At 48.0% G+C, this 21,330-nt stretch carries 17 protein-coding genes; 10 read left to right on the plus strand and 7 right to left on the minus strand.

Annotated elements, in window-relative coordinates; all coding sequences use genetic code 11:
• The first annotated feature begins 92 nt into the window (after window positions 1-92).
• The 5 genes from acpP (at window position 93) to CBX96_RS03155 (ending at window position 4,134) form a co-directional block, all read left to right on the plus strand.
• Window positions 93-326, plus strand: coding sequence for an acyl carrier protein (gene acpP / locus CBX96_RS03135; RefSeq protein WP_006081231.1), 234 nt, complete (start codon window positions 93-95; stop codon window positions 324-326).
• Between the two features lie 207 nt (window positions 327-533).
• Window positions 534-1,772 (plus strand): beta-ketoacyl-ACP synthase II, encoded by a 1,239-nt coding sequence (gene fabF, locus CBX96_RS03140; protein ID WP_109285667.1) that lies wholly within the window; start codon window positions 534-536, stop codon window positions 1,770-1,772.
• A 178-nt stretch (window positions 1,773-1,950) separates the two neighbouring features.
• On the plus strand, window positions 1,951-2,319 hold the full coding sequence (locus CBX96_RS03145) for a hypothetical protein (protein WP_109285668.1): 369 nt from the start codon (window positions 1,951-1,953) through the stop codon (window positions 2,317-2,319).
• Between the two features lie 116 nt (window positions 2,320-2,435).
• On the plus strand, window positions 2,436-2,915 hold the full coding sequence (locus CBX96_RS03150; protein WP_011623149.1) for an acyl-CoA thioesterase: 480 nt from the start codon (window positions 2,436-2,438) through the stop codon (window positions 2,913-2,915).
• A 343-nt stretch (window positions 2,916-3,258) separates the two neighbouring features.
• Window positions 3,259-4,134 carry an NAD(P)-dependent oxidoreductase gene (locus tag CBX96_RS03155; protein WP_109285669.1) on the plus strand — a complete coding sequence of 292 codons (876 nt, stop codon included), beginning with the start codon at window positions 3,259-3,261 and terminating at the stop codon, window positions 4,132-4,134.
• A gap of 96 nt (window positions 4,135-4,230) precedes the next feature.
• Here the strand turns inward: CBX96_RS03155 and CBX96_RS03160 are convergent, their stop codons facing one another.
• Window positions 4,231-5,079, minus strand: a complete 849-nt coding sequence (locus CBX96_RS03160) for a D-hexose-6-phosphate mutarotase (RefSeq protein WP_109285670.1) — start codon at window positions 5,077-5,079, stop codon at window positions 4,231-4,233.
• A gap of 226 nt (window positions 5,080-5,305) precedes the next feature.
• Between CBX96_RS03160 and CBX96_RS03165 the strand changes: the two genes are divergently transcribed.
• The 3 genes from CBX96_RS03165 to CBX96_RS03175 all read left to right on the plus strand — a co-directional run bounded on the left by CBX96_RS03165 (window position 5,306) and on the right by CBX96_RS03175 (window position 10,958).
• Complete coding sequence (locus CBX96_RS03165) at window positions 5,306-7,096, plus strand: acyl-CoA dehydrogenase C-terminal domain-containing protein (protein WP_109285671.1); 1,791 nt, start codon at window positions 5,306-5,308, stop codon at window positions 7,094-7,096.
• Window positions 7,097-7,356: 260 nt separating this feature from the next.
• A complete protein-coding gene (locus CBX96_RS03170) occupies window positions 7,357-9,585 on the plus strand; it encodes a TonB-dependent siderophore receptor (RefSeq protein WP_109285672.1) in 2,229 nt (742 codons plus the stop codon).
• A gap of 365 nt (window positions 9,586-9,950) precedes the next feature.
• Window positions 9,951-10,958, plus strand: a complete 1,008-nt coding sequence (locus CBX96_RS03175) for a patatin family protein (RefSeq protein WP_109285673.1) — start codon at window positions 9,951-9,953, stop codon at window positions 10,956-10,958.
• Window positions 10,959-11,125: 167 nt separating this feature from the next.
• On the opposite strand, the gene asnB is transcribed toward CBX96_RS03175, so the two are convergent.
• The 5 genes from asnB to purM form a co-directional block, all read right to left on the minus strand.
• Window positions 11,126-12,790, minus strand: coding sequence for an asparagine synthase B (gene asnB / locus CBX96_RS03180; RefSeq protein WP_088211528.1), 1,665 nt, complete (start codon window positions 12,788-12,790; stop codon window positions 11,126-11,128).
• A gap of 500 nt (window positions 12,791-13,290) precedes the next feature.
• A complete protein-coding gene (locus CBX96_RS03185; protein ID WP_109285674.1) occupies window positions 13,291-14,964 on the minus strand; it encodes a M28 family metallopeptidase in 1,674 nt (557 codons plus the stop codon).
• A 197-nt stretch (window positions 14,965-15,161) separates the two neighbouring features.
• Window positions 15,162-15,908, minus strand: a complete 747-nt coding sequence (locus CBX96_RS03190; protein ID WP_011626525.1) for an HAD-IIA family hydrolase — start codon at window positions 15,906-15,908, stop codon at window positions 15,162-15,164.
• A gap of 140 nt (window positions 15,909-16,048) precedes the next feature.
• On the minus strand, window positions 16,049-16,693 hold the full coding sequence (gene purN, locus CBX96_RS03195; protein WP_011623140.1) for a phosphoribosylglycinamide formyltransferase: 645 nt from the start codon (window positions 16,691-16,693) through the stop codon (window positions 16,049-16,051).
• Complete coding sequence (gene purM, locus CBX96_RS03200) at window positions 16,693-17,730, minus strand: phosphoribosylformylglycinamidine cyclo-ligase (protein ID WP_011623139.1); 1,038 nt, start codon at window positions 17,728-17,730, stop codon at window positions 16,693-16,695. The genes purN and purM overlap by 1 nt, the downstream gene beginning before the upstream one ends.
• 327 nt (window positions 17,731-18,057) lie before the next feature.
• Here purM and upp point away from each other — a divergent pair, with 327 nt between their 5' ends.
• On the plus strand, window positions 18,058-18,684 hold the full coding sequence (upp, locus tag CBX96_RS03205) for a uracil phosphoribosyltransferase (RefSeq protein WP_011072698.1): 627 nt from the start codon (window positions 18,058-18,060) through the stop codon (window positions 18,682-18,684).
• Between the two features lie 217 nt (window positions 18,685-18,901).
• Window positions 18,902-19,567 carry an RDD family protein gene (locus CBX96_RS03210; protein WP_109285675.1) on the plus strand — a complete coding sequence of 222 codons (666 nt, stop codon included), beginning with the start codon at window positions 18,902-18,904 and terminating at the stop codon, window positions 19,565-19,567.
• A 73-nt stretch (window positions 19,568-19,640) separates the two neighbouring features.
• On the opposite strand, the gene CBX96_RS03215 is transcribed toward CBX96_RS03210, so the two are convergent.
• Window positions 19,641-20,960 (minus strand): Na+/H+ antiporter family protein, encoded by a 1,320-nt coding sequence (locus CBX96_RS03215; protein ID WP_109285676.1) that lies wholly within the window; start codon window positions 20,958-20,960, stop codon window positions 19,641-19,643.
• Between the last annotated feature and the right edge of the window lie 370 nt (window positions 20,961-21,330).

A 21,330-nucleotide genomic window follows, 5' to 3' on the forward strand; every position in this document is an offset into this window, starting at 1 on the left:
GACCACGAAAACTAAGCTTGCATTGTCAGCCAAATCTAATAAACTACTCGCAATCTTACGCAAGTGCGTAATTTGAATAGGAAAGAAAACTAATGAGCAACATCGAAGAACGTGTAAAGAAAATCATTGTAGAGCAACTGGGCGTTAAAGAAGAAGACGTTAAACCAGCGGCATCTTTCGTTGACGATCTGGGTGCAGATTCTCTGGACACTGTTGAGTTGGTTATGGCTCTGGAAGAAGAGTTTGATACCGAGATCCCTGATGAAGAAGCTGAAAAGATCACTACTGTTCAAGCAGCGATCGATTACGTTTCTAAGAATCAGTAATTCTGAATTCTAGAGAACAGGCGGCAAATATGCCGCCTGTTTTTGTTTTAGCCCCGCCAAATTCTGCAATAGTGCCATTCAATCGTCTCTGGAACCTGTGTTGCATTTGTCCATGAGATGCTCGCCGCAGATTGGCGAAGACTCTTTATGATAGAAACACCATTGTCTGTCATAACCTTATCTATTTAGCATTAAAAGGTGACTGCCGTGTCTAAACGTCGTGTAGTGGTAACCGGTTTAGGGTTAGTAACTCCCGTGGGTAATACTGTCGATACTACTTGGAAGGCGCTGCTTTCGGGTAAGAGTGGTATTGCACCTATAACCAAATTTGATGCCAGCGAATTCACCACTCGTTTCAGTGGTTCTGTAAAAGATTTTGATGTTGAGCAGTACTTAACCAAAAAAGACGCCCGTAAAATGGACCTCTTTATTCAGTATGGTATGGCTGCTGGCATCCAAGCTATCCAAGACTCGGGTCTGGATATGAGCAAAGAAAACCCAGGCCGCGTCGGTACCGCTATCGGTGCGGGCATGGGCGGTATGTGGTTAATCGAACAAAACCACAGCGCGCTATTAAGCGGTGGCCCTCGTAAAATTTCGCCTTTCTTCGTGCCAAGCACCATTATCAACATGATTGCTGGCCATTTATCGATTATGTACGGTATGACTGGCCCTAACTTTGCCGTCACGACCGCTTGTACTACTGGTGTGCACAACATCGGTTTTGCGGCGCGCACCATTGCCTATGGCGATGCCGATGTGATGATCGCAGGCGGCGCCGAAGATGTGACTTGTCCATTAGGCGTAGGTGGTTTTGGCGCGGCCAAAGCTCTGTCAACCCGTAACGATGACCCAACGGCGGCTAGCCGTCCGTGGGACAAAGACCGTGATGGTTTCGTCATCGGTGATGGCGCGGGTGTGATGGTGATGGAAGAATACGAACATGCTAAAGCGCGCGGTGCGACCATTTATGGCGAACTCGTTGGCTTTGGTATGAGCGGTGATGCGTTCCACATGACATCGCCTCCAAGCGATGGTGCGGGCGCCGCTGCTGCTATGGTTAATGCGGTGAATGATGCCAAGCTGCCATTTGAAAAAATTGGTTATATCAATGCGCACGGTACTTCAACGCCAGCGGGCGATAAAGCCGAAGCGGCAGCGGTGAAATCTGTATTTGGCGACCACGCTTATAATCTGCTGGTCAGTTCGACTAAGTCTATGACGGGTCACTTGCTGGGCGCTGCGGGTGCGGTTGAAGCGATTTTCACCTTGCTTGCGCTGCGCGATCAAGCCGTACCGCCGACCATCAACCTCGATAATCCAGACGAAGGTTGTGATTTAGACTTCGTGGCACACACTGCCCGCGATGTGAAGTTAGAGTATGCTCTGTGTAACTCCTTCGGTTTCGGTGGCACTAACGGTTCATTGCTGTTTAAGAAAATCTAAATAGCGATAAGCTCGATAAAAAAATGCGCCTATGGGCGCATTTTTTATGCTCAAATTGTGCCGAATATCACTTTCTAACATGCTGATATCCTGAGGGTTAACCTTTGTTCATCCTACTTGTTTAATCTTACTTGGCGCCGATAATGACAGGCATACTCCGTCTAAAAGGAAGCTTGTCATGCTCAACCCTCTGGTGATCCCGCTTGTGCCTATCGTTGGTGCGGTAACCGCTAATTTAACCGAATTAATTCGTGGTGAATCTAAAGCTTGGCATCCTAATATGGATATCGGCATGAAGACCTTCACTTTTGCGATTGCGGCATATGTGCTGGTGTGGTTCGCCTTATTGGTGACTGCCATCAGCGTCGGTGGTAACAACCATTTATCGTCGGGATTTGAAGTGATTGGGCTGTTTCTATTTGGACTAGGGCTTTATACCTTCGGCAGAGGTACTCGTTTTGTTAGCAGCCAATTACAGTTGTGGTTGTATCGCTTAGCGTTGCCGGGATTATTACTCTCCTGTGGGCTGATAAGCTACTTTGGCTAAATCGGTTATCTTCGCCAAGACAATCGCAATTATCTTTACGCTATTGACCATTTCTATCGTAAACTCAACTTATTGCAAAATCATTGAGCCACAGAGGCTGAATAAGTTGAGGTTATATGGCTGGTATCGATAGACAAATTACCCTGAGATTTTTGTCAGAACCCGCAGATGTGAATTTTGGTGGTAAGGTTCACGGCGGCGCTGTGATGAAATGGATTGACCTTGCGGCCTATGCCTGCGCAGCAGGTTGGAGTGGTAAATATTGCATAACTGCCTATGCGGGGGGAATTCGATTTGTACAGCCGATCCTCGTTGGCAATATTGTCGAAGTTAGCGCTAAGGTGATTTATACCGGCAAGACCTCGATGCATATCGGTATTGATGTGCGGGCAGGGGATCCTAAGGTTTCTGAGCGCCATCTCACGACTCACTGTATCGTTATCATGGTGGCCGTGGATGAAAACGGGCAACCGACACCTGTGCCTGAATGGGTGCCGCAGACTGAGCATGATATTCATCTGCGTGATTCTGCGCTGCGTTTAATGGAGATGCGCAAGAAAATTGGCGCCGAAATGGAAGCCCACGTGCAAAAGTGATTTTGGCTTGTGATACAAAACAAAGGCGCCGATGTGCGCCTTTGTTGTTTCTGTCGAACACTGCGTTTGCTGCCGAGGGCATTTTTACTCTGACGCTTGCCTAAGCGAGTGCTACACTGCGCGCCAGCGTTTTTTGCTACGGATTGACCCTTTAAGTTGAAACACTTGCTCGCATTTTTTTAGTTTAGGTCGGGTCTTTCTCGGAGTAACATAAGCGCGCGTTCTGCGTGTCGTTAGTCCATTGTTGTCAACTCAGTGTTGTCAATTGAGCGATGTTAATGAACGCAGTACAAATGTGTGGTGTAAAACGTTTCACCCAGTTTATCAATCAAAGGAATTCCTCATGGCAAAAGTCGCATTTATTGGTTTAGGCGTAATGGGTTACCCCATGGCAAGACACTTACTCAGCAAGGGCCATGAGGTTACTGTGTATAACCGCACTTTTGCTAAGGCACAAACTTGGGTCGAGAATTATGGCGGTCGTTGCTGCCCAACGCCTAAAGAAGCGGCTATTGGCCAAGATATTGTATTTACCTGTGTAGGCAATGATAACGACTTGCGTGAAGTGGTATTAGGCAATGATGGCGTGATCCATGGCATGGCGCCAGGCACAGTACTAGTTGACCATACGACGGCTTCTGCCGATGTGGCCCGTGAATTACATAAAGTGCTGGCCGAAAAAGGCGTCGATTTTCTCGATGCGCCTGTATCGGGTGGCCAAGCTGGCGCCGAAAATGGCGTACTGACCGTGATGGTCGGGGGCGATCAAGCCGTATTCGAACGTGTTAAGCCCGTTATCGAAGCGTTTGCACGCTGCGCAGAGCGCTTAGGTGAGGTTGGTGCAGGCCAGCTCACTAAGATGGTCAACCAAATTTGTATCGCAGGTGTGGTTCAAGGCCTTGCCGAAGCACTGCAATTTGCCCGCAAAGCGGGTCTTGACGGTGAAAAAGTGATTGAAGTGATCAGTAAAGGAGCGGCGCAAAGTTGGCAGATGGAAAATCGCTACAAAACCATGTGGGGCCAAAGCTATGATTTTGGTTTTGCCGTCGATTGGATGCGCAAAGATTTAGGCATCGCCCTAGAAGAAGCTCGCCGCAATGGTTCGCACTTACCCTTAACCGCGCTAGTGGATCAGTTTTACTCCGAAGTTCAAGCCATGGGTGGCAATCGTTGGGATACCTCAAGCTTGTTAGCGCGTTTTGAGAAAAGCACTAAGTAGGCGGTGATTGCCAAACAGATAACCATCGTGAATGTGATGGCATAAAAAAGCCCAGTCATGCACTGGGCTTTTGCATTGATGGGGGATAAAGACGGATTAGTCTGCCCAGCGAATATGAGTAACTAAACTGTGACTCTCGCCGGGAGCCAGCGTTAATTTATCTTCAAGCACATTGGCGGCTTCGAGACACACCATGGTCAGATAGTCATCGTGATTAAAGCGGGCAAGGCGAGTCGATTTTTCAATCCAAGGGTTCCACAGCACGGCCGATTGGCTATTTTCACGGCTCACTTCAATCACACCTTGGGGCGTATATAAGTGTTGTACTGGAGCTAGGTTGGTGTAAACGCGGTCGGTTTCGCGGTCAAATAGCACATCATCTGTCGTTTGCGGGTAAGGCCCTTCGGCAAACTCAATATATTGAGCGCCACTAAAACCAGTGGCTTTAAGCTGGTGAATATCTTCAATCGGAAAATAGCTGTGTAGTGCTTGGGTGAGCGTAACGGGCACATCGCCAAGGTTAGTGTTAACTAAGCTGATGCTTAAGGTTTCACCTAAGGTAAAGAGTACGTTGACTTGGGTATGGTGCGGCCAAAAGACCTTGTCTTCTTCGCTGATGGTTAAGCTAAAACGTAAATCCACCAGTTGATTCCGCATCTCAACCGACTCGAGTGTCCAAATACGGGTGCGGGCAAAACCATGTTGTGGAAAATTAGCTTGATTGCTCATGCCAAACCAAGGCCAGCAGACGGGTACACCACCACGGATCCCATTACCGGGTTGATAGTCATCCGCCGAAGACACCCATAACAAGGGCGGCTTACCTACGGGTTGAAAATGGTCGATTTGCGCGCCCTGTAAAAAAATCCTTGCTTGGCATAACGCAGTGTTTACTTCGACATAATCGAGTCCGTTTGCGTGTTTTTTGGTGGTAACAGAACCCATAGTAACAATATCCTCAACCTGATGACGTATCAGCAATACAGACACTTAGCTTACAAACTTTTGCACTTGAGCATAAGCCTTTGTTGCGATCAATTTACGGTTTCGCTGTTCGATTGTGTAAACAAAAGTACTGCACAGAGTCTCAGATGCTTCCTTTTTCAACAGATTTAGCTAAAGTGGTCAGAGCACTTAGTCCATTGTCATAAAACAAGAAAGGGAAGCGATTATGCCAGTCTATCAAGCACCACTACGTGACTATCAATTTATCCTCGATGAAATGTTGCATATTTATCAGCAAGATGCTCTTAAAGGCTTCGATGAAATCGACCCCGATCTGGTCGATGCCATCCTTCAAGGTATGGCGGATTTCAGTACAGAGGTGATGTTGCCGTTAAATAGCGTGGGGGATGTGCAGGGTTGCAAACTCGTCGATGGCAAAGTGGTCACCCCCGAAGGTTTTGCCGACGCCTATCAGCAATTTGTCGACAATGGCTGGCCGACACTGACCTGCGATCCCGCCTTTGGTGGTCAAGGACTGCCCGAAGTGGTCGGGATTTTTGCGACCGAGATGCAAACCTCGACCAACATGGCCTTTGCCATGTATCCCGGCCTTACCCATGGCGCCTATTCGGCCATTCACGCCCACGGCAGTGAGGCACTTAAACAGAAATACTTAGCCAAATTAGTGAGTGGTGAATGGACTGGCACCATGAACCTCACCGAATCCCATGCCGGAACCGATTTAGCGCTATTGCGCACTAAGGCCGTTCCCGCGGCGGACGGCTATTTTGCCATCACTGGGGAGAAGATTTTTATTTCCTCGGGCGACCATCAATTTACCGATAACATAGTGCATCTGGTACTCGCCCGTTTACCCGATGCGCCCGAAGTTGTGAAGGGGATTTCGCTGTTTGCCGTGCCCAAAGTGTTAGTTAACAGTGATGGTAGTTTAGGAGAGGCGAACAGCCTCTATGCTAGCGGTCTTGAGCACAAAATGGGGATCCACGGCAACTCGACCTGCGTGATGGTATTTGAGGGGGCACTCGGTGAGTTAGTCGGAGAACCCCACCAAGGGTTACGCGCGATGTTTACCATGATGAACCAAGCACGCTTAGGTGTTGGAATGCAGGGGTTAGGCGTGTCCGAAATTGCCTATCAAAACGCTTTAGCCTATGCCAAGGACAGATTGCAGAGCCGCGCCATCAGTGGCGCTAAAGCGCCCGAAAAAGCCGCCGATCCGATTTTGGTGCACGCTGATGTGCGCCGGATGTTGTTATCGCAAAAAGCCTTTAACGAAGGTGCCCGTGCACTCGTTGGCCAGCAGGCTCTGTGGCTCGATGAGGCTGAGCGCCATAGCGATCCAGCCAAGGCGAAAGTGGCTGCCCAGTTAGCGGCGTTATTTACCCCAGTGGTGAAAGGCTTTATCACTAATCGTGGCTTTAATGCTTGTGTGGATGCCCAGCAAGTGTTTGGTGGTCATGGCTATATCCACGAGTGGGGAATGGAGCAGTTTGTACGTGATAGCCGTATTGCACTGATTTATGAAGGCACTAACGGGATTCAGGCGCTCGATTTAGTCGGGCGTAAGCTGCTGAGCGATCGCGGCGCTGCCATGCAGCAATGGTCAGCGCTAGTGACTGAGTTCATTCAATCACAGGGCAAAGATCCGCAAATGCAGCCCTATGTGAGCGGGCTAATGGATTGCGCCACCGATTTACAAAAGGCGAGTGGTTATTTAGCGACCCATGCGGCGAGCAATCCCGACATTATCGGCGCGGCATCGATGGCGTATCTGGAGTTATTTGGCATTACCGCCCTTGCGTGGATGTGGGCGCGTATGGCTAAGATTGCCCTGACGGCACTCGAAAATGGCACGCAAGAGACCGACTTTTATCAAGCTAAACTGAAAACGGCGGACTTTTATATGGCGTATTGGGCCGTGCAAAGCCGCAGCCTGCGTAAACAGTTGGAGCAGGCGAGTGAGATGTTAACAACGCTCGATGAGGCTATTTTTTAAGTCTTTACATTCAAAGCGTTATATCCAGTAAACACAGTAAAAAGCCAGCAGAGTGATGCTGGCTTATTTATGCTGGCGCTGGCCTAGATAAGAGCTGCGCTCCTGCATTTGAGTGACGCGCCCATCTTTACAATTGTTACAAAACCCCATCGATGTAAATTTAAATGAGAATTATTGTCATCTAAAATTCAAACTTTATAATGACGCCAACTTAAGATGACAGGAGTAGACCACAGGTCTACTCGAGGTTGGGGGACTTTGTGAAATCTCGTTTTGCCTATTCAATACTAACGCTTGCCCTGATGCCGCATTTGGTCTTGGCGGCAGCGTCTAACGCTCAAGAGAGCAAACCCGAGCAAGAAAAAGCTTCAGCGGCACAATCCGCTACCCAAGCAAGCACTCAAGCTTTAGCGCAAATCAATGTGCAGACTGACACTAAAGCGCCCGAGCGGATTGTGGTACGTGGTCGCGCCATGCAAATGTACGTCGATAAAGAGACGGAAATCGGTACAAAAACGGCGGTTAATGTGATGGAGCTGCCGCAGTCGGTACAAGTGTTGACCGAGCAACTGATTGACGACCAAGCCGCCCGCAGTATTACCGACTTATACCGCTCCATTGCTGGAGTGAGTGAATTTAGCTATTCCGGTGTGACCTTTCGTGGCTTTCGCGACGATGCCAACGTGTTTTACGATGGCGTGCGTGGCGATCCGTATTCGGGCTTTTCGGTGCCACAACTGTTCAACGTGCAGCGGGTTGAAGTGTTAAAAGGTCCCGCATCGGCACTTTATGGCGGCGGTGAACCCGGCGGCATGATCAACTATGTCACTAAAAAGCCGACGTTTGTTGAGCGTAAAGAGCTCACCCTAAGCACGGGCAGTTACGACATGATGGGCGGTTCGCTGGATTTCACCGGCGGCTTAACCGAGGATTTAGCCTATCGTTTAGGGGGCTATTATCAGCAGGAAAATAGCTTTCGTAACAATGCCGATAGCATGAATGCCGAAGTGGCGGGTGGCTTACTGTATGAAATCAGTGAAGATACCAAGCTCACCACCACATTCGATCTGATCAAACAGGATTTGGGTGGCAATCGACTCCGTGGCGTACCCGTGGATGATGCGGGTAATTTTTTGGTTGATCCTTCCTACAATGCTAACGAGAAGAGCGACTTTCAAAAGATGGATGCTTTGGTGCTGCAAGCGATTCTCGATCATCAATTTACGGATGATTTTTCGGTCAAAACGCAGCTCCGTTATCTCACGAATGACTCCGATCAGCAGTACCACGAGTCCCGTGGTTGGGTTGATGTCAACGGTGATGGCAAAGCTAACAGCGCGGATGGCACCATCAAACGTGAATATCGGGTGCAAGCCCGTGCTAATGATGAAATCAGTTTAACCAATGATTTCGTCTATCGCTTCGATGCCTTAGGTTTTGAGCATGAGTTTCTGTTCGGCGGCGATTATCACTATGTTGAAACCGAGTACCATTACAAACTGGCGACGGACAAAACCGGCGTCGGTAACCTGAATATTTATGAGCTTAACTACGGTGAGACTGATCCTAGTACTTATCAGTTAAAAGACATGGATACTGACGGTACCCGTGCCAACCGCTTTGGCTTGTATCTGCAAGAGCATCTGCATTTTAACGAACAGTGGTCATTGATTGCAGGCCTGCGTTTTAGTCAGTTTGAAGATTACAACAAGAAGACCGGATTCTCCTTTAGCGATAATGCCATTACCCCAAGGGCGGGCCTGAATTATCGTCCACTCGAGTCTATGTCCTTTTACTTGAACTATTCAGAGAGCTTTAATCCCGCTTCATTGAGCGATCAGGAGCAGGAAGGGGGCGATGGCTATCTTGATCCTGAAACCGGTAATCAAATTGAGCTTGGGATGAAAAACGAGTGGTTGGATGGCCAGTTTATGACCACACTCGCGCTCTATCGTATTGAAAAACAAAACGTGGCTCAGGCGAACCCGCTCGATACCGGCAAGGATGATGGTATCCCTGACTTAGTGAATTTAGGCGAAGTGCGCAGTCAAGGCATCGAATGGACGCTGGTGGGGGACTTAACCGATAACCTGACCATGACCGCCAACTATGCCTATAACGATACCGAAGTGATCAAAGGTGTGACCAACGACAGCCTGACCAACACCTTCGGTGACGGTAAACGTTTTGCCAATGCGCCGCGCCATCAAGCAGGGTTATGGACACGCTATGATATTCAAGCGATTGATTCGGCCATCGCCTTTGGGATGGACTATGTGGGCGAGCAATTTAGCCTCAATGGTCAAACGGTAAAACCCCATACTGTGTTTGATATGAGCTGGACGACCCAGTGGGACCAAACCCAAGTGCGCGTAAATCTGAAGAATATCTTCGATAAGGAATATGCTGTCAGCGGATTTAGTGAGCGCAATGGCCATTTCCCTGGCGAGCCTCGCAATGTCACGCTTGAACTGAGCCATAAGTTCTAGTGGGATAGGCCCTTACAGATAACGAGCTAACTCGGGTTGGCTCGTTATCTTTTACTCGATATTTATTTGATAACTCGCTCATCTCTTTCTCATGTTTTTCTCATGCGAATGTGCTGCCAAGGATTAGTTTTATCCTGTGCGGCTGGCATGGTTAATCATTCACTCTCTAACCATGCCCCCTTAATCAACCCGCGATTGGCGAGTCGCCCACGCCAGATGATAACGCCAGCATCATGCATGTCATTCGCAGCTTATTTTAATTTTCGATTACCGCGATTGATTCTATCCGGTTTTTGCTATAGCAATCTTTGTTTAGACTGAGCTTATCTATTCTCCATTGCGTCTTTGTTGCGATAAGGTCAGTTATGCCGCCGATTAGCCATTTATCTTCTGCCTCTCAACCTGTTACTGCGCCGAAAGTGGCGTTAATTGCAGAAGGTGGCGGCCAGCGTGGCATTTTTACCGCAGGCGTACTCGATGCTTGGCTTGAGGCGGAGTTCGACCCATTCGATTTATTGATTGGTACCTCAGCAGGCTCGCAAAACTTGACCAGCTTTTTAGCCAGACAAAAGGGTTACGCCAAAAAACTTATCCGGGGGCTAACGCGCCATAAACGTTTCTATCAACTAGGGCGCGGTCTGATTGGTGCGAATGTTATCGATCTCGACTGGTATTTTGCCCAGACTCAGCGTGGCAGCTTTAAGCTGGATTTAGCCGCGGCGAGTCAATCCCTCAATGGGCGAGAACTCCTTATCACCACCACGAGAGTTAGCGATCGCCAAGGGTATTTCTTGAGTCCAACCAGTCATGAGCACTGGCGTGAGTTACTTAAAGCCTCTAGCGCATTGCCTTTTTTATATAAACAGGGAGTGAAGTTAACGCCTTGGCTAGGGATTGAATCTGCCAATCATAGCGATGCGACACTCGAACCCGAGCAGGACTTTTATCTCGATGGTGGTTTAGCGGCGCCGCTGCCCGTGCGTGAGGCGTATAAACGGGGTGCCCGTAAAATTGTGGTAGTGAGGACGGTCAATGCAGACTTTCAAGCCCAATCGGCTTGGGTACATAAGCTTAAATCGTGGATCTGTGTTTCTGGTTTTTGCCCAAAGACCATTGATTACTTAGTGCAGCATGAAGAGGCCTATCAGGCCGAGTTAGATTTTATTGCCAATCCTCCCGATGATGTCGAAATTGTGCAGATTTTTGCGAAGGCGCCATTACAGAGCAAGTTGTTAGGTAGCACAGATGCGGATTTACGAATTGATTACCAACAAGGGATAAAAGCGGGGAAGGCGTTTCTTGCAACGTCCTCTCGACAAATTGCCAAGGTTAAAGATGCAACGCCCGTTTCACCACTGGCGATATCGGCCTAGGTCATTAGGTTTTTATCTTGCTAAAGCACTTAAGGCGATATTGTTTGGCCGTCTTTGCGTTTACCTAGCGTGGCAGTGCTAGATCCGATTCTTAAAGAAGTGAGTGAAAGAGTGAAAAATAAAAGCCACCCTAGGGTGGCTTTTATCTTGATGACATGCGTTAGCGATTAATAGCTGGCAGCATGCACTGAGCGTACGGCACGGCCCGATGGGTCGATAATGCCACGTAAGCTTTCGTCCCATGCCAGCGCTTCTGGAGTAGAGCAGGCGACTGACTTGCCACCGGGCACGGTTTCGGCCGCGCTAGCTAAGGGGTAATGCTCCTCAAAGAAACAACGGTAGAAATAGGCTTCCTTGGTTTCTGGCGTGTTGTACGGGAAGCGGAACTTCGCGTTGGCCAGTTGCAAGTCGTCTACTTGCTCAGCGGCATGGGCCTTTAAACCATCGATCCAAGAGTAACCCACACCATCGCTGAATTGCTCCTTTTGACGCCAGGCGACTTCTTTTGGCAATTTATGCTCAAAGGCTTGGCGCAGAATGTGTTTCTCAATCCGGCCATCCTTAGACATTTTTGCCTCAGGGTTGATACGCATCGCCACATCCATAAATTCCTTATCGAGGAAAGGCACGCGAGCTTCGAGTCCCCACGCCGCCATGGCTTTGTTGGCGCGCAGACAATCGAATAGATGCAGTTTATCCAGTTTACGCACGAGTTCCTCGTGGAAGGCCTGCGCGTTTGGTGCCTTATGGAAGTACAAGTAACCGCCAAAGAGTTCATCGGCCCCTTCACCCGATAACACCATTTTGATCCCCATCGCCTTGATTTTACGGGCCATCAGGTACATAGGTGTCGCGGCACGAATGGTGGTCACATCATAGGTTTCTAGGTGGTAGATGACTTCCTTAATCGCATCTAAACCCTCTTGGAAGGTAAAGTTGATCTCGTGGTGAATGGTACCAATCGCATCGGCAACCTTCTTCGCGGCGGCTAAATCGGGTGCGCCCTTTAAACCCACGGCAAAGGAGTGCAGCTGTGGCCACCAAGCGCCACTTTGATCGTCATCTTCGATACGGCGCTTGGCAAAGGTTTGGGTAATCGCCGAGATCACCGATGAATCTAAGCCGCCAGACAATAACACGCCGTAGGGCACGTCGGACATCAATTGGCGCTTAACGGCGGCTTCGAGGGCATCGCGTAATTCTTCCTGGCTGGCGCCGTTATCTTTCACCGCATCAAAGCTCTGCCAATCGCGAGTGTAGTATTGCACTGGCTCACCTGTGGTTGAGTACAGATATTGTCCTGGCTGGAATTCGGCCACGGTTTTACAGACGGGCATCAGCGCCTTCATTTCGGAGGCAACATAGAAGTTACCCGCTGCATCACGCCCAGTGTACAGTGGGATAATGCCCATATGATCGCGGCCAATAAGGTAGGCGTCTTTGGCTTTATCATAGAGTACGAAGGCGAAAATACCGTTTAATTTATCAAGAAATTCAGTGCCATATTCTTGGTATAGCGCCAAGATCACTTCGCAGTCAGAGTTGGTTTGATAGCTGTATTTATCGCCGAGTTGGGCTTTGAGTTCTTTATGGTTGTAGATCTCACCGTTGACCGCAAGGATAAGGCTGCCGTCTTCGGTTAACAGTGGCTGCGCACCGTGTTCAATATCGACAATCGCCAAGCGCTCATGGGCCAAAATCGCTTTATCGCTGGCGTAAATGCCTGACCAATCTGGGCCGCGATGGCGCATCAGTTTGGACATTTCCAGTGCCACTTGGCGCAGCTCTTTCGCATCGGATTGAATATCTAAAATTGAAAAAATCGAACACATAATGCAACTCCTAAACTGCTTATTTCATTTGAGGATGTCTCAATTGAGTATCAATGTGCCAGCGATTCAGGATTTTGCCAAATATTATTTTTGTTGATTTATTCGTTTTTAGGTGTTTTTGGTGAGTTTATTTTATCTTTAAAATGCTTTTGATTGGTGTTTATTTAATTTATTTCGTATTTTTATGAATAAAGTGTTTTCGCATGTTGGTTGCAAAGCGGGATATTAGTAAATACGTAATGTTCACTCAAGAAAATCCGTTTTTGGCAAAATCATCATAAATGTGAGCAAGATAGTGATCCAAGCACAAATGTTGCTGATTTAATAACCAGTTTGTCGGCGGTCATTGCGCGTGTTGTGACAGTCAAGGTTAAACTATGAGTCTCTGAACTGATTAGATATTTAATGTGATTGGTATAAAGTGGGGCGGCTCATAAAATAATAAGGCACCTCTAAAGGTGCCTTATGGGATTTTTCAGCGATGAATCGTTTTCAAGAGCTTACTTTGCGGCCGTGGCAAGTTCCGTTTTGGCAGGACGCAGGCTGTTAAACTCAGTGCCTTGATAATAGCCAGGCCAATCTTGGCTGTTACCTAAGCTGCGAGTCACTTGATAGTAAACTTCGAGATCTTGAATCGCACCGCTCAGATCCCAGTCTTCATGGTATTCGTCGCAGACATTGTGGTAGCAGCCCTTCATGGTCGCCTGCATCTGAGTCTTATAGCTTGCTGTTGCGGCATCTATGGGGTCGCTGCCGCCACCAGCAAAGACCGCAGGTACGCCAAGTTTGGCAAAGCTGAAGTGATCAGAGCGGAAGAAACCACCCGATGCAGGATTCTTTTCACCCAAAGCAATACGGTTTTGCTGTTTGGCGGCATCGACTAAGTAGTTTTCAAGCTCGGACTTGCCTTTACCGACGATAGTGAAGTCCTTGGTTTTTCCATAGATATTGGTGCTATCTAAGTTGAGCACTGCCACTGTTTTATCAATGGGATAGATAGGGTTGGCAGCGTAATAGCGTGAGCCAAGCAACCCTTGCTCTTCACCTGTCGTTGCGATAAAGGTCACCGAGCGAGCTAAGCCGTGGCCCTGTTTGGCGTTATCGGCCAGTTGTCTGGCGATTTCTAAAATGCCCGCTATGCCCGATGCGTTGTCCATGGCACCGTTGTAAATTTTATCGCCTTCTTTACTGTCATCTTTGCCAATGTGGTCCCAGTGGCCCGTAAACAGGATTTGCTCATCGGCTTGCTTAGTGCCGGGAAGGGTGGCGACAACGTTATAGCTGTTGGCGTATTCGGCTTTGTTTTTAAAGGCGATGTTGGCCGTTTGCTCAAGGGGTAAGTTAATCGGGCTATCGGCGGCGCGCGCCATCAGCGTTGGTAGGGATAAACCCGCTTTTTCAAATAATTGTGTTGCAGCATCTAAGGTTAACCAGCCTTCGACTTGCACGCGGCTGTCTTGCTCGGCTTTGCTGAGGACTAAATCCTGCTGCGCGCCAGTCCAGCTGTTTTCAACCACGGACCAAGGATAAGACGCAGGCTCAGTATCGTGAATGATCAATGCACCGAGCGCACCTTGGCGGCTCGCTTCTTCAAATTTGTAGCTCCAGCGACCATAGTAGGTCATGGCTTTACCGTTAAACTTACCAGAGTCGGGGCGGGCAAAACCGGGGTCGTTCACAAGGATCACCGCAATTTTGCCTTTCATATCCACATCTTGGTAATCATTCCAGCCATATTCAGGCGCATTCACACCGTAGCCAACAAACACTAAGGGCGCGTTTTCGATATTGACGCCGCCGTTATCGTGGCGACTATTTAAGACGATATCTTTGCGGTAGGTTAACGGCAATCCTGCCAAGCTGATTTGCTGCGCCTCGTCGGCGGTATAACTCACCATAGGTACAGCTTGTAAAAAGCTGCCTTGATAGGCGCCTTTGAGTCCCATCTCGGCAAAGGCTTTAGATAGATAGTCTAAGGTGAGCTTTTCACCGTGGGTGGTGGGGGCGCGGCCTTCAAACTCATCGGAGGAAAGGTTTTTAATATCGTCTCTAAAACGTGCTTCATTCATTTGCACGGGTTTCAGGGCTGCACTGCTGTTGGCATCGGGCTGGGCCGAATTAGGGCTGCAGGCGCTGAGCATGGCAAGCGCGCAGACAGGATACAAACGTCGCATAGGTTAATCCTACTGTTGTTTTTAGGGCGTATTTCACGCATATATCAAAGGGGTATGTCGCGCCTTATCATGAAGCAAGCGCTTATGGGGGACAAGGGAGAGCCAAGGGGAAAAATGTTACTTAATGTTGCTTTACCGTATCGAGTCTGTTGTGGTTCTCAGCACGCTAAGGTGCTGAGAATCGGACGATTTAAGGATTAAACTACATCAATATCGCCGGCACAGGCGAATACATGATTGGGGCGGAAAGGCTCTTTATCGATATCTTCAAGCTTACTTACGCCGCTGGTGACCAGAATGGTCTCAAGCCCCGCTTGAAACCCCGCCAGAATATCGGTGCGCATATTGTCGCCAATGATCACGGTATTTTCGGAGTGACCGTCGATATGGTTGAGCGCCGAGCGGATAATCCACGAGCTGGGCTTGCCCACATAAAAGGGCTTTTTGCCAGTAATCCGCTCTATCGGAGAACACAGGGCGCCGCAGGCCGGACTGTAAGCGGGGCCGTGAGTGTCGGGATTGGTGGCGATAAAACGGGCGCCGCGGGCGACGAATCCGGCGGCCTTATGGATCATATCCCAATTATAGGAGCGAGTTTCACCGACGATCACGAAGTCGGGATTAATGTCAGTAATGGTAAAGCCTGCCTTGTAGAGCTCATGGGTGAGGGCGCCTTCACCAATCACAAAGGCTTTACTGCCTTCCTGATGCTTTAAAAAGTCGGCGGTGGCCATGGCTGAGGTGTAAAAACATTCTTCTGGTACGTCTATCCCGGCGGCGCTGAGGCGATTTTGCAGATCTTTGCCCGTTTGTACCGGGTAATTGGTCAGAATAACGAGGGGATTGCCTTGGTCGAGAACGCGGTGGATAAATTTATCACTGCCGGGGATCAGCTTATTGTCGTGCAGGAGTACACCATCGATATCGCAGATAATATTTTTCATCTAATAGTCTCTTGTATGCCGAACAAAATCACTTTTCGTTAGCTTATCTAATGCCACATTAGGCGAGAAAACAATGATTTTGTATGACAAGACGAAAAAAAAGAGACCCTTAGGGTCTCTTTTTTTTCGTGAGGCAGTGTTTAATCGGGGGCGTAGCCGTTAGGTCCGATTAACGTGCCATCGAGATAGGCTTGGCCGTCCTGCATCTTGAGGCGTTGATGGCTGAACCATTTCACCACTAAAGGATAAATCGCATGCTCTTGCTCATGGACACGAGCGGCGAGCATCTCAGCAGTATCATCCTCATAAACAGGGACTTTTGCCTGTAAAATCACTGGGCCTGCATCCAGCTCTGGGGTGACAAAATGCACACTGGCGCCATGTTCAGTGTCCTTCGCATCAATGGCGCGCTGGTGGGTGTTTAATCCGGTATATTTAGGCAGCAATGAAGGGTGGATATTGATCATGCGTCCTAAGTAACGATTCACAAAATCGTTGGTAAGAATGCGCATAAATCCAGCCAACACGATTAAATCAGGTTGGTACTTTTCAATCGTTGCCATTAACCGTGCATCGTAATCAGAGCGAGATTCACCTGAATGAGCAATCACGCAGCTGGTATCAATTTCACTATGATGGGCGCGAATTAAACCGTAGGCATCGGGTTTATTACTGATCACTCCGACAACTTCGGCCTGCAGATTATCGTCACAACCGTCGATAACGGCTTGCAGGTTACTGCCATTTCCGGAAATTAATACAACTACACGACAGCTTTGGGGCATTACAGGATCTCCACTTGCTCTTCATTGCCTTCGCGAGCAGCGATAGCACCGATTAGCCAAGCTTGTTCGCCTTCGGCGGCGAGCAGTGCCAGTGCGGCATCAACTTTATCGGCTGGCAGCGCAACGATCATGCCGACACCACAGTTAAAGGTGCGGTACATTTCATATTCTGCAATGTTACCGTTTTCCATTAACCAATTGAAAACAGCAGGCCATTGCCATGAATCACCTTGGATAACGGCTTTGCAGTTTTCAGGCAGTACGCGGGGGATGTTTTCCCAGAAACCGCCGCCAGTGATGTGCGCCATTGCGTGCACGTCCGATGCTTCGATCAGCTTGAGCAATGATTTAACGTAAATTTTGGTTGGTTCTAATAGATGTTGGATCAATGGCTTGCCATTGAGGTCCTGTTGAGGATCCGCTTGGCTGACTTCTAATACTTTACGAACTAATGAATAGCCATTTGAATGAGGACCGCTTGAGGCTAAGGCGATCAGCGCATCACCCGCAGCCACTTTACTCCCGTCAATGATGTCGGCCTTTTCAACCACGCCCACACAGAAACCTGCGAGGTCGTAATCTTCGCCTTCATACATGCCTGGCATTTCAGCGGTTTCGCCGCCGATTAACGCACAACCAGATTGGAAACAACCTTCGCCGATGCCGTTAACAACAGAGGTTGCTGTTTCTACATCGAGCTTGCCTGTTGCGTAGTAATCGAGGAAAAACAACGGCTCAGCGCCTTGAACGATCAAATCGTTCACACACATGGCCACTAAGTCGATACCGACTGTGTCGTGTTTTTTGTAATCGATAGCTAAACGCAATTTAGTACCAACACCGTCGGTGCCTGACACTAAAACAGGTTGCTTGTATTTAGTGGGTAATTCACACAATGCGCCAAAACCACCTAAGTTGCCCATTACCTCTGGACGACGGGTACGTTTAACAGCCGCTTTAATGTTACTTACCAGTGCATTACCAGCATCAATATCAACGCCAGCGTCTTTATAGCTCAGTGGGGTAGGAGTGCTCACGGAGGATCCTCTCGGGTACATCGTTATTGGATTTTTATGCGGCGGTATTCTACCAGCTTGTGCTAGGGGTCGAAAGCCATGATTTGGATTTATCGACTTGTGGGGAGTATTTTTAGCTTCACAGCGGGATATTTCACATTTTCTATCCTGCAATTGGTCATAAAATAGCGTCTTAATGGGTGTATCTTAAGCGATAGGCAATAATTCTTGGGATATTGCTCACGATTAGCTCGAATGGCAAAACTTTATGTTTTACCCAATAAACAAATCATCTAAAATCTGAAAAATTTGCCTAAGATATTTCGCGAACAACAGTAGGAGAGAAAAATGAAAGTTGTCGAGGTTAAACACCCGTTAGTGCGTCACAAAATCGGCCTGATGCGTGAAGGTGACATTAGCACTAAACGTTTCCGTGAGCTAGCCGCCGAAGTGGGTAGCTTGTTAACCTATGAAGCTACCGCAGATTTCGAAACCGAAACTGTTACGATTGAAGGCTGGAATGGTCCAGTGGATGTGGATCAGATCAAGGGCAAGAAAGTGACTGTTGTGCCTATCCTGCGTGCAGGTTTAGGCATGATGGACGGCGTACTTGAGCATATTCCAAGTGCGCGTATTTCGGTTGTGGGTATTTACCGCGACGAAGAAACATTAGAGCCAGTGCCATATTTTGAGAAGCTGGCCAGCGACATGAACGAGCGTATCGCGCTGATCGTTGACCCTATGCTGGCAACCGGCGGCTCTATGATTGCGACTATCGACCTGCTGAAAAAGCGCGGTTGTACGTCAATTAAAGCCCTAGTGTTAGTCGCTGCGCCTGAAGGGATTAAAGCCCTTGAAGCGGCTCACCCAGATGTTGAGCTGTATACTGCGGCTATCGACAGATGCTTAAACGAGAAGGGTTACATTCTGCCTGGTTTAGGCGATGCGGGTGATAAGATTTTTGGTACTAAATAATCTGTTGATTTAATTTTTACCATTAAAAAAGGGAGCATTAGCTCCCTTTTTTAATGCGCTTTTTCCTAATGACTCTTGAGTTGTGATATTTCTGCGTGTTAATGAATTGTTGAGTTGGAGCGGTGGCAGTGCTATTTTTCTGCGTTTAATGATATGCCTAGTATTAATCATTGTTTTTGGTTGAGGCTAAGACGAATGTGCACGGAGAATGCATTTAATGGATTTTGTTCCAAATTATGATAATTACACCTTGGATGAACTGATTGATGTCCAAAGAAATATCAATCGGGACAAATATCCTGATAGAGCGGCAGTAGTTGATGCACTTATCTCGCTAAAACTTCAGGATCCTGAGATTAAATCGATCATGGATAAACAAGCGGAATCAGAAAAGTACGCAACGTTTGGTCTTCGATTTTGGTCCTCTATAATCGATAGCGTAATCATCAGTATTTGTTCTGTGATTATTGTATCTGCGATTACGCACGTAGCGCCCGTATTCCAAGTCGCGTTAAATTATTTCGATACTTGGAAATTTGCATTGTATTCCGTGCTGCTCCACACCCTTTATGGTCAAACATTTGGGAAAATGATCTTTGATATCAAGGTAGTTGACTATAAAACTGAAGGATCCATTAGTCTTAATCAAGCGCTATTAAGGGATAGTGTTCCCATCATCATGTTAATTTTACTTGTGTTTTTCAGTGTATTTTTCCCGCTTGAGACTACAGAGGATTTGTCGAGTTGGAAGCTTTATACCATCATAGGTTTAAGTATTTTTTTTCTTATATGGCATCTACTCGAAATCATTACCATGTTATTTAATGAGAAAAACAGAGCCATTCATGACTATTTAGCCGGGACGGTCGTTATTCGTACCTGACTTGTGTGCCTAGCAAATAAAAAAGCGTGGAATTATCCACGCTTTTTTATTTTAGCGCCCATGAGTCTAGGTCCTAGAGCACCATGGCGGCAATCCAACCAAAGACCAGTAAGGGAATATTGTAATGGATAAAGGTTGGGATCACGCTGTCGCGAATATGGTCGTGCTGACCATCGGCATTTAAACCCGATGTGGGGCCCAATGTTGAGTCAGATGCAGGTGAGCCCGCATCGCCCAATGCCGCAGCGGTACCCACAAGTGCGATAGTCGCAGGCACGGAAAACCCGAAGCTTAGGGCTAAGGGGACGTAAATCGTCGCGATAATCGGAATGGTCGAGAAAGACGAGCCAATGCCCATAGTGATCAAAAGGCCGACCAGTAACATCAAAAAGGCGGCAAGGGCTTTATTGTCGCCAATCAATGAACTTAGTGACGAGACAAGTGTGCCGACTTCACCAGTTTCTTTGACTACCGCAGCAAAGCCTGCAGCGGAGATCATGATAAAGCCTATATTGGCCATCATGCGCACGCCTTGGGTGAAAATATCTTGATCGGCAACGTGCTTTAGCGCGCCTGAAAAACTGAAGATCATAAAGCCGACTAAGGCGCCGAAGATCATCGAATCGGTTTCTAGTTGCACAAACAGCGTCGCCAGAATCGCAAATGCGGCGATAGCGATATTGCGTTTATTGAGGGTCTCTTCAGGCTCTGCAGTCAGGACCTTAGCTTCATCGTAAACCCTAGGTTTGCGATAGCTGAAAAATACCGCGATCAGCAAGCCGACCACCATACCGGCGGCGGGGATCAGCATAGCAGGGGGAATTTGATCGCGTACGGCGACCAATCCATTGCCCGTCAGATTAGAGAGTAAAATATCATTCAAGAAAATCCCGCCAAAGCCCACGGGTAAAATCATGTAGGTGGTCACAAGGCCAAAGGTCAGCACGCAGGCGACCAGACGGCGGTCGATATTCAGCTTGGTCATCACATGCAGCAGCGGCGGCACGAGTATCGGAATAAAGGCGATATGGATCGGCAGGATATTTTGCGATGCCATCGACATCACGAGCAGGGATAACAACAATAACCAGCGCACCCAGTTGGTGTTGGTGGCATTGGGATCTTTGCCAAGGCTTTTAATGATGGAGTTGGAGATCAGTGTCGTTAAGCCTGAATGGGATAGTGCTACGGCAAACGCACCGAGTAAGGCGTAGCTGAGGGCGATTTGTGCACCGCCACCTAATCCCGTATTGAAGGCATCAATCGTTTGATGCAGATCCATTCCCCCCACTAAACCGGCAACGAGGGCACTGATGGTGAGGGCAATAACCACATTCACCCTCGCTAAACTGAGGGCTAACATTAAACACACAGCAATAACGACTGCATTCATAGACAATATCTTAATTCTGTAAACCAAAGGGACTATTTTTGACTGCAAAGGCCGTGTCTGTCCAGTTTACGGCGGCTTAATCTGAAAAATATCTGAAAATGTGAAATGGGTGGGTTTTTACTGTTAGACGAATGTGTTCTCGTACGCTTACCACTCGTCCAGATTGCTCTATCCTTAAGCAGTAGTGTCAAAATGCCCTTGAAAAATGTGATATTGGTCTTAAATAGGTTGTAAGGCAAAACGCACGACTTATAATGCCTAAAGATTTGATTGGTAAGCTCCCTCAAATACACTCGCGCAAATCGGTGCTAGCGTGTTTAAGAGATGTTTTACTTTAATAGTTAGTTCAACTCATAGATGGAGATATAAA

Origin of the sequence: Shewanella sp. BC20 (assembly GCF_003129585.1) — a bacterium.
Lineage (GTDB): Bacteria > Pseudomonadota > Gammaproteobacteria > Enterobacterales > Shewanellaceae > Shewanella > Shewanella seohaensis.